The sequence below is a fragment of the Paenibacillus lactis genome (genome assembly GCF_017873605.1).
In the GTDB taxonomy this organism is placed as follows: Bacteria; Bacillota; Bacilli; order Paenibacillales; family Paenibacillaceae; genus Paenibacillus_AQ; species Paenibacillus_AQ lactis.
In genome coordinates, this window is the sequence record NZ_JAGGKI010000011.1 from 214,237 (window position 1) to 222,926 (window position 8,690).

Here is an 8,690-nt window from a genome sequence, read left to right on the forward strand (position 1 = left end):
TTCATGAAGATTTTAGTTGTGGACGATGACTACGATATTCTGCAGCTTGTGACAATCCATTTATTACGGGAAGGCTATGAGGTTTTACAGGCCAATAACGGACAGCATGCGCTTGAGCTTCTGGAGGAGACAGAGGTGAGTCTAGCCATAGTGGATGTCATGATGCCCGGAATGGACGGCTTCTCCCTGACTAGAATATTAACGAAAGAGCTGGACATCCCCGTCATTCTGTTGACAGCAAAGGGGCAAATATCCGACAAGGAGCAGGGATTCAAATCAGGCTCCGAGGATTATCTCGTGAAGCCCTTCGAGCCGAAGGAATTACTCTTTAGGGTTGCCGTAGTCCTTCGCCGCTATGGCCGCGCGATGGAAAGTGTCGTAAAGGTCGGCAATGTGAAAATTAACCGAAACGATTTTGAAGTGATCATCAATGATGAAACCATTCTCTTTCCTCTAAAAGAGTTTGAGCTGCTGACGTTGCTGGCTGCCAGAGCCAACAAGGTCACTCCCCGTTCCGTTCTTCTGGAGCAGGCATGGGGCGAGGATTACGATGGCAGCGAGCTAACGTTAAATACGCATATGAACCGGATTCGCGACCGCCTCAAACGTTACAACGCTTCAATCGAAATCCAAACCGTCCGGGGTATTGGTTACAAGCTAGAGGCTTCCGAATGAGAACTTTATACCGGGAGTTTATATCAGCTACACTGCTCATTCTGGGGATCAGCGTCCTGATCGGATTTGTTCTGGTCAACGTCGTCTATCTGGCGTTTACCAAAGACGAAATCGCCCAGCAAAACGTGGAGGTCGCCAAGCAAATCGTCCATGTCCTAGAGGAAATGCATGTATCAAGCCATTCCCTGCAGCCCTTCCTGGAGTCAGTCGGACGATTAGGATATCAGATGTATTTGGCCAACGGTTCCGGGGATGAGTATTTCTTCGGCGAGCCCTTTGAGCACGGCCGGCTGCCGGCACGCACGTTGGACCAGGTATTAAACGGCACTCCGTATATGGGCAAAGACAACAAATGGGATCAATTCTGGATGATGGGTCATTTCTCCAATGATATAAGAAATACCGTCGGGATCCCCCTGCAAATCGGTCAAGAGTCATATGCACTGTTTGTTAAACCGGACAGCAAAACCCTATTTTCCGATATTCATATGATGCTCGCGGGATTTATTCTGGCAGTTGCCGTGGTGAGCCTGCTGGGCGTAATCAAAATGACCAAGCGGCTCATCTATCCCATTTCCGAGCTTTCTGAGGCAACCAAAGCGATTACCAATGATGATTTTACGTATTCGCTGGAAATCCGACGCAAGGATGAGCTGGGTCAGCTGGCCCAAAACTTCCTGCAGATGCAGCAGCAGCTGCGACACAACGACGTCGCGCGTAAGTCCTTCATCAGCAATGTATCCCACGACTTCCAGTCACCATTGATGAATATCCAGGGCTATGCAGACCTCCTCATCAACCCGGATCTGCCAGCGAAGGAGCGGATTCAGTATGCCGGCATCGTCAACGACGAGGCCAAGAGATTGTCCAATTTGACCAAGCAGCTGCTGTTGATTACGTCTCTCGACCAATCCGGTTATCCGGTTAGAAAAAGCCTGGTCCGCCTGGATTTACAGATCAAGGAGTCCGTCAAAAAGCATCTCTGGAGCCTGCAGGATCGGAACCTGACCATCTCTTACAAAATGGATGAAGCCAAGCTATTCTCCGACCGCGAGCTGCTCGGGATCGTCTGGGATAACCTGATTACAAATGCCATTAAGTATAATCGGCCGAACGGCCACATCTATATATCATGCAGCAACAAAAAAGACAAAATCATCCTCGCATTCGAGGACACCGGGATCGGCCTATCGGAAGCTTCGGCTGAGCAAGTCTTCGATCGCTTCTACCGGGTAGACGCGACCCGCAAGAAAGATGGGACAGGGCTTGGCCTGTCCATTGTAAAGGAAATCGTTACTTTATTAAACGGAACCATAACGCTCGACAGCGAGCTCGGAAAAGGAACAACCTTTACCGTCACGTTTCCGAAGGAAGGAAAGGATTAAATTGATGGAACAAAAATGGAGTTTGCGATTAATAAGATATGCGGCGCTATTCGGCATCCTCGGAACTTACGTCGGATCCAAAATGTCAGGCGAAATCGATTATTCCCTGCGTCCGATCCATGCCCACATATTACTGGTTGGCTGGCTGTCGGTATTTGCTTGGGGCATTTTTTACAGAGCTTTTAAGGTAAAATATAAAAAGCTGGTAGCCGTCCATGGCTGGATGGCCATATTGGGCTCCTTCGGACTAACCTTCGGGATGTGGATGTACAATCTGAATCCGTTTGAGTTGAACGAAACTTTGGTCATGATTTTATTTATTGTTGGCGGTTCGGTGCTGCTGCTTGCTTTTCTGCTGTTTGTTTTCATTACATTTTTTACAGAAAAGGAACCAACGTAAGCCATAAAACCTTCTATATTGCAAAACAGAAACAGCCAAGCACTCCCGCGTGGAGACTTGGCTTTGTTCGTGAGAAGGTCATGGACAACGCGCCTCTATAATGCGACAATAGACACTGCGCGTCATACTTTAGGGATGAACGACATCAAGCGTAAACGGGGAAAGGAACGAAGGCATGGCTCAATTATTTTTCAAATACGGATCAATGAACAGCGGCAAATCCATCGAGATTTTGAAGGTCGCCCATAACTATGAGGAGCAGAATAAGCCTGTCCTCCTCTTTACTTCAGCCATAGACGACCGGGATGCGATCGGATACGTATCCTCGCGGATCGGCCTGCGCCGGGAGGCGATTCCTATATTCGAGGACACCGATATTTACAGCATCGTGAAGAATCACGAACCAAAGCCTTATTGTGTTCTGGTGGATGAATGCCAGTTCCTGAGTAAAGGGAGCATTCTGCAGCTTGTCAAAATCGTGGATGAGCTGAACGTGCCGGTTATGGGCTTTGGGCTCAAGAACGATTTCCGGAACGAGCTGTTTGAAGGCAGCCGCTGGATGCTGATCTATGCGGATAAAATCGAGGAAATGAAGACGATCTGCTGGTTCTGCGAGCGCAAGGCAACGATGAATCTTAGGGTAATAGACGGTAAGCCGGTCTATACCGGCGAACAGATATTGATCGGGGGAAATGACACGTATTTTCCCGTCTGCCGGAAATGCCACGCGAATCCGCCGCTGCCTCAGCCGTAATGGATCCATTGCATTTAGCATTTAATCACCCGTCAGCTACTGAGTTCTAACCGAAAGGAGTAGAATGGTTATGCCGATTGTCAGGCCGTTGGTGACCGATGCGGATTTCAAGGAAGTATTGGAGAAGCAGATCCCCATTCGCATCTTCAAGGATAACCACCTCGTCGAATCGGGAGGCATCGTGATCCGGTTTACCGAAGACACAATCATCACGCAGTCCGGCGTGAGCTCACTCGGTTACCACGGGAGAGACCACTGCGAGTTTTTCGAAGTGAAGGGTTAGTGCGGCTGCCGCCAAAAACAGGGTGTTTCAAGGACCGATGGCATGAGTCCGTGAAACACCCTGTTTTTTAGTGAATATTGTTCTTCGCCATGCTTCCGCCGAGCACGTCGGCCACATTCTGGATCGATATGAAGGCATTCTTGTCGATCTCCTGAACCACGGTCTTCAGCTTGGCGATTTCCAATCGGGTGATCACGCAATAAATCATCTGCGTGTCCTCTTGGGAATACCCGCCCTTCGCATAAATCATGGTCGTGCTGCGGCCCAGCCGCTGCATAATGGCACTGGAGATTTCCTCATACTCGTTCGAGATTATCGTGACAGACTTGGATTCATCCAGTCCTTCTACGACGATATCCATGACCTTGGCAGCGATGTAGTACGAGAAGATCGAATACATGGCCGAGTCCGCTCCAAACACAAAGCCCGCCGTGATAAAGATGAATACATTAATGATCATGATGATCTGCCCGACAGGGAGACGAAGCTTCTTCGATAGAAGAATTGCCACGATTTCGGTTCCGTCCAGGGCTCCGCCGTAACGGATCACGAGCCCGACCCCAAGACCCAGGATCAAGCCGCCGAAGAGCACGGCCAAAATTTTCTCGTTAGTGAACGGTTCGAAATGATGCAGAAATGTAGTCGCCACCGACAGCATCACGATTCCGTACAAGGTCGAAAAAGCGAATGTCTTGCCGATCTGCTTATACCCGATAAACAGGAACGGCAGGTTAATGACGAAGAGATACAGACCGAGCTTAATTGGCGTAATTTCGGATAATACGATGGAAATACCCGTAATGCCCCCGTCGATAATTTCATTCGGCACCAGGAATATCTCAAGCGCCACCGCCATCAGGATGGCACCGATCGTAATGAAGATAAACCTCTTGACGATCTCGCCCATCGTCAGCTTCTTATGATTTTTGACCATATCCAACTCCTTTTGTCTCTTTTTTCACACGTAAAGCCTGTCGAAATAACATTTTATTAAAAGTTTCAAGGTCATGTCAATGCTGATGCTGCTAGAAACCCAAGCTGATCAAGCATTTACTAAGAGCTTAGGGTGGCCGAAAATATTCGTGGCCATCGAAAATCTATCACGTAAATGCTCTATTTTTATCTATCCAATAGTGTACTCGTCCGCTTCGTTTTACAGCATACCGGCAGCCCCTGTGAGAAAAATAGGTTCTCTTGAAAGGAACACAATACTAGAGTCATCACTATACATATAAAGATCGGTTTGGAAGTTTTACAAACCGGCAATTCATAGATGAAAGGAGAATCCGCCATGTCATTAGCAGCGGAAAACAACGATCAGCAGCTCGGCAATCCTCGGTCCTCGCGTCGCGATGACGGACGGCTCCATTTGTTCTGGCGCATCCTGTTTGGCTGGCTCGCGTTCGTTGCCGGACTAGGGCTGGCCGTTGTGGCGGCTACCGTGGGCGGCTCCTACGGCTTGTCGACGCTCGGGCAGCAGATTCTGCTTGCCGTGGTTACGACATCCGTATCGGTTCCGCTGATCTACCTGCTCAGACGTTATGCTGACCGGCAGCCATGGCGCGGGATCGGACTCGCTTCCCCGCCGTCCGGATTCCCTTATTTCTTGCTCGGGATCGGCTTTATCGTGTTAGTCATGGCCGCCTCCCTGCTGCTCGGCAGCACGCTTGGCTGGCTGCGGGTCGTCGATGTTCATCTCCCAGTACCTACGCTCCTCGTGATTCTGATCAATTCGATGATCGCCTTTTTCTATGAAGCCTTCCCCGAGGAGATAACCTTCAGGGGATATTTGTACCGCAATCTGAACACCCGGTTTCCCCGCTGGCTCGCGCTGCTCTTTCAAATTGTATTGTTCGTTATGGCCCCGATTGCGATAACCGCTTGGATGGTTGCCATCGGTATCGGCACTTGGGATCTCATCACCACAGAATATATCATCAGCTTGATAGTCTTCAGTGCAGCGCTTCAGCTGTCCCGCATCGTAACAAACCATCTATGGATGAGCATCGGCTTCCATCTTGCTTGGCTGGAAATGGTCCGTTATGTAATCGTACCCTCCAGCTCCGCCATCGTAGAGGTAGAATACCTGTCTCCACTCGGCAGCTACCTCATCTCCATCGGCTCGGTCATTATCGGGGTGATCTTCCTGCTGATCTGGTCGATTCGAAAAGGCATCGATTGGAGTGCCATTGATCCGGATCCGGACCCTGATCAAATAGCCGCCCTGCCTGTGGAAGCCTCGCACAGAGGCAATGAACGGACGAGATAAAACTACAACAAAGCTCCCATCCGACCAGCGGGTGGGAGCTTTACGTTTTAGTTCCTTAAAGATATCGGTCCACTGTCAGGACAGACGAACATGTCAAATTTTAATATATCCGAATCCGTATGATATAATATGGAACAACCGCCAGTGCTCACTGGTTACATAAGGAAACTGCCTTTATTACAATGCTGACAATTACATACTTCAGGGATGCCGCTTGGCCGGATGCTTCGTAAGACATTGCCGTTTGTGCGCTTATCAACGTAAATCCGTCAGCTCCCTACGAACCGTATGTTAGTTTGTCTTAGTTTGGATGCAGGGAGAGGATTGTACTCAACATGGATTGGCTTCAACACATATGGACCTATTTAAAAGATTTGGACATGGAGCAGGTGCAGCGTTGGCTTAAGGAATACTCCGAGCTGGGACCGCTGCCCGGAATCCTGCTGCCCTTCTTCGAGGCGTTCCTTCCGTTTCTTCCTTTGATCGTGCTGGTTATGGGGAACGCCGCGGCGTATGGATTATGGTGGGGGTTCTTGTTATCGTGGATCGGGGTTTGCCTCGGATCCATCACGGTGTTTTGGATTGCGCGCAAGCTTGGCGGTAAGCTGGGACTGCTTATTCAGAAGCGGATGCCGGGAACACAGCGCTTCTTTCATTGGATTGAGGAAAAGGGCTTTACCCCGATCTTCATTCTGTACTGCTTCCCGTTCACCCCGTCCTCGCTGATTAATATTGCCTCAGGGATCAGCACCGTATCGGCAAGCACCTTTACCATCGCCGTCATGGCCGGGAAGTCCGTCATGATCTTCATGGTCGCCTTTATCGGGCACGACTGGCAGGGATTCGTCCAGCAGCCTTGGCGGATTCTGGTCGCAGCTATTGTGCTGTGGCTGCTGTGGCTGGCAGGCAAGAAGATGGAGAACCGGTATCACCACTCGGACGAGCAGACTTAAGCCCGGTCCGAGATTCTAACCATGAGATCGATACTCAAATGACCTATCAAGGCAGAAACTCCCGTCAGGGATGTTTAAAAGCCCGTCATGTCCCTGCATGGGATGACGGGCTTTTAAACATATCAAAGTACAACCAACGAGATACGGATCGTTTCCTGTACTCACCTATTCCTACAACGAGGCTGCCATCCACCTGCATGCTTCTAGCTTAGCCCCTTCATTTCCTGCCACAGCCGCTCGGTTTCCACGGCTGCTTCCCGAAGGATGTGCTCTTTACGGTCGAGCAGCATTTGCAGGGCTTTCTGTACGAACCCGTCCTCAAATTGATGCAGCGGTTCAGGCAGCTCGTCTTCATCCAAAATATAATAATCCCCGCCAGGAAGCACCAGCAGATCGATAATCAAATCCTCAAAGGATACCGCCTCTTCGGATACATGCGTATTTCTGACGATGTTGAAATACGCGCCAAGCTCGTTCCCGTTCAAATCCTTCCAATAATACAGGTTATAGGGCTGATCTATCCAATAGTAGGCAAAGGTGAGCACCCCTTTGGATATCGTAAGCTCCCTCACGCCGGCTTTCATCGAGAACGATCGCTCGTTTTGATGCGCTAGGATGACGGTACTACCCTCAGCTTTCAAGAGCTTGCAGTGGTGATCAACAACGGTGGCATCATAGCGAATTTTTCGCTCAAGGATGCTGCTTCCTTGAGCCATTGACCCTATCGGCATGATTTCTTCAACTCCTCTCGGACGGTGGACCAAACCGGCCCTGTTCCTGAACCAGGGGTGTTCCTGCCACCCTAAGGACAAATGCCGCAAGCTGATGCTCCGTTTCGAAGCCCATGCTTTCGTATAACCGGATGGCACCGATATTGTCCCGGCTTACGCACAGCGAAATCTCCTCCGCGCCTACGTTCTCGAACAAATAACGGAGCGCCTTCGCCAGCAGCTTTTTACCATACCCTCTTCGCTGGAAATCACCCGAAACGGCGATGTATTCAATACTGCCTTCCCTAAACTCAGGTTCCGCTTCCACATAGACGTATCCTGCAAGCTCCCCATGATCCACCGCTGCGAACAGCCTTCGGTCACCGTCCAACCGTTCCAAGATCTGCTTCGCTCCATAATAGGTGTTTGGAAAGGTCATCTCATGCAGTTCAAGGAAAGCAGCCTCATATTCCGGCGTGATGTCCTGCACCCCGGTTGATTCGGCTAAGGTCGAATCCGAAATCCAAATCTCGCGCGAATTACCTCTTGATTTCAGGATGGTGTGAATCCCTGAACGTTCAGCGCCCAATTCCGCCATAAACTGCGCACAATAAGTATTCTCCATATTATAAAAACCGTACATCGTATCCACGGCTGCATCCAGCTTGGATAATCCCTCGCGCCATAACTGATTCGCGAGTGGAGCCCATTCGGCCTCTCCAGCATCGATGAAGGGTCCCCATATCTCTGCAGACCGGCCCTCTTCATCCACTTGGAAACCGAGCGCTCCAATCATCCGGCTTTCGCGCGCAATAACCGTAAATCTCCGTACGCGGTTGGCTTCCTCAGCAAAGTCCTCCATCAACGTACCGTAAATTTCCTCTTCTTGTTCGCCGCAATAGCCGACGTGATGCTGTTCGAGTCGATTCATCCGGGCAAGAAATTCCGATAACTGCCTCCAATCGATCTTTTCGTGTATGACGCTCATCTTTCCAACTCCCTCCTTCGCGAGCGAATGTAACCCTGCTATCAATCGCGCCTGCAGGCGGCCTCCTAATCCGATTGCAGCACGCTGGATTAAACTCCGCACACCTTTGGTTTATTCTACCATATCACGAAGCTTCTATAGATAATCGGATATGGAATCAAGAAACAAGCCGCCAGGGTTGATATTATCCCCTTTAAGTAGACAGTGTGTAAAAAGCGCATTAAAGTCTACTTTGGAGGGGATTTTTTCCATGGGCGAAATAAGAAAGACATA

The 8,690-nt window shown here is 49.8% G+C and carries 10 protein-coding genes; 7 read left to right on the forward strand and 3 right to left on the reverse strand.

Translation table 11 applies throughout. The features are described 5' to 3' along the window. Positions 1–3 precede the first annotated feature (3 nt). From J2Z18_RS20215 to J2Z18_RS20235, 5 genes are all read left to right on the forward strand, one after another. Positions 4–675 carry a response regulator transcription factor gene (locus J2Z18_RS20215; RefSeq protein WP_007128395.1) on the forward strand — a complete coding sequence of 224 codons (672 nt, stop codon included), beginning with the start codon at positions 4–6 and terminating at the stop codon, positions 673–675. Next, entirely contained in the window at positions 672–2,060 is a 1,389-nt protein-coding gene (locus J2Z18_RS20220; protein ID WP_007128396.1) for a sensor histidine kinase, read from the forward strand. Before J2Z18_RS20215 ends, J2Z18_RS20220 begins: the two co-directional genes overlap by 4 nt. Positions 2,061–2,064: 4 nt before the next feature. Further along, positions 2,065–2,460, forward strand: a complete 396-nt coding sequence (locus tag J2Z18_RS20225) for a hypothetical protein (protein ID WP_007128397.1) — start codon at positions 2,065–2,067, stop codon at positions 2,458–2,460. Between the two features lie 175 nt (positions 2,461–2,635). After that, positions 2,636–3,214, forward strand: a complete 579-nt coding sequence (locus J2Z18_RS20230; RefSeq protein WP_007128398.1) for a thymidine kinase — start codon at positions 2,636–2,638, stop codon at positions 3,212–3,214. Positions 3,215–3,284: 70 nt separating this feature from the next. After that, positions 3,285–3,497, forward strand: coding sequence for a hypothetical protein (locus tag J2Z18_RS20235; protein WP_007128399.1), 213 nt, complete (start codon positions 3,285–3,287; stop codon positions 3,495–3,497). Between the two features lie 67 nt (positions 3,498–3,564). On the opposite strand, the gene J2Z18_RS20240 is transcribed toward J2Z18_RS20235, so the two are convergent. Next, the gene (locus tag J2Z18_RS20240) at positions 3,565–4,431 is read right to left on the reverse strand and encodes a YitT family protein (protein WP_007128400.1); all 867 of its coding nucleotides are present in this window, start codon (positions 4,429–4,431) and stop codon (positions 3,565–3,567) included. A 357-nt stretch (positions 4,432–4,788) separates the two neighbouring features. Here J2Z18_RS20240 and J2Z18_RS20245 point away from each other — a divergent pair, with 357 nt between their 5' ends. Continuing rightward, positions 4,789–5,766, forward strand: a complete 978-nt coding sequence (locus tag J2Z18_RS20245) for a CPBP family intramembrane glutamic endopeptidase (RefSeq protein WP_007128401.1) — start codon at positions 4,789–4,791, stop codon at positions 5,764–5,766. A 335-nt stretch (positions 5,767–6,101) separates the two neighbouring features. After that, the gene (locus J2Z18_RS20250; protein ID WP_007128402.1) at positions 6,102–6,719 is read left to right on the forward strand and encodes a TVP38/TMEM64 family protein; all 618 of its coding nucleotides are present in this window, start codon (positions 6,102–6,104) and stop codon (positions 6,717–6,719) included. Between the two features lie 203 nt (positions 6,720–6,922). Here J2Z18_RS20250 and J2Z18_RS20255 read toward each other — a convergent pair whose 3' ends face one another. Together J2Z18_RS20255 and J2Z18_RS20260 are read right to left on the reverse strand one after the other, a co-directional pair. After that, positions 6,923–7,450, reverse strand: coding sequence for a ribonuclease FAU-1 family protein (locus J2Z18_RS20255; protein WP_007128403.1), 528 nt, complete (start codon positions 7,448–7,450; stop codon positions 6,923–6,925). 7 nt (positions 7,451–7,457) lie between these two features. After that, positions 7,458–8,417, reverse strand: coding sequence for a GNAT family N-acetyltransferase (locus J2Z18_RS20260; protein WP_007128404.1), 960 nt, complete (start codon positions 8,415–8,417; stop codon positions 7,458–7,460). Between the last annotated feature and the right edge of the window lie 273 nt (positions 8,418–8,690).

What these genes read in the sequence shown, in the direction of transcription:
- J2Z18_RS20240 (WP_007128400.1), bottom strand. Translation starts at nt 4,431, where the DNA reads ATGGTCAAAAATCATAAGAAGCTGACGATGGGCGAGATCGTCAAGAGG.
- J2Z18_RS20260 (WP_007128404.1), bottom strand. Translation starts at nt 8,417, where the DNA reads ATGAGCGTCATACACGAAAAGATCGATTGGAGGCAGTTATCGGAATTT.
- J2Z18_RS20250 (WP_007128402.1), top strand. Translation starts at nt 6,102, where the DNA reads ATGGATTGGCTTCAACACATATGGACCTATTTAAAAGATTTGGACATG.
- J2Z18_RS20235 (WP_007128399.1), top strand. Translation starts at nt 3,285, where the DNA reads ATGCCGATTGTCAGGCCGTTGGTGACCGATGCGGATTTCAAGGAAGTA.
- J2Z18_RS20230 (WP_007128398.1), top strand. Translation starts at nt 2,636, where the DNA reads ATGGCTCAATTATTTTTCAAATACGGATCAATGAACAGCGGCAAATCC.
- J2Z18_RS20255 (WP_007128403.1), bottom strand. Translation starts at nt 7,450, where the DNA reads ATGCCGATAGGGTCAATGGCTCAAGGAAGCAGCATCCTTGAGCGAAAA.
- J2Z18_RS20215 (WP_007128395.1), top strand. Translation starts at nt 4, where the DNA reads ATGAAGATTTTAGTTGTGGACGATGACTACGATATTCTGCAGCTTGTG.
- J2Z18_RS20220 (WP_007128396.1), top strand. Translation starts at nt 672, where the DNA reads ATGAGAACTTTATACCGGGAGTTTATATCAGCTACACTGCTCATTCTG.
- J2Z18_RS20225 (WP_007128397.1), top strand. Translation starts at nt 2,065, where the DNA reads ATGGAACAAAAATGGAGTTTGCGATTAATAAGATATGCGGCGCTATTC.
- J2Z18_RS20245 (WP_007128401.1), top strand. Translation starts at nt 4,789, where the DNA reads ATGTCATTAGCAGCGGAAAACAACGATCAGCAGCTCGGCAATCCTCGG.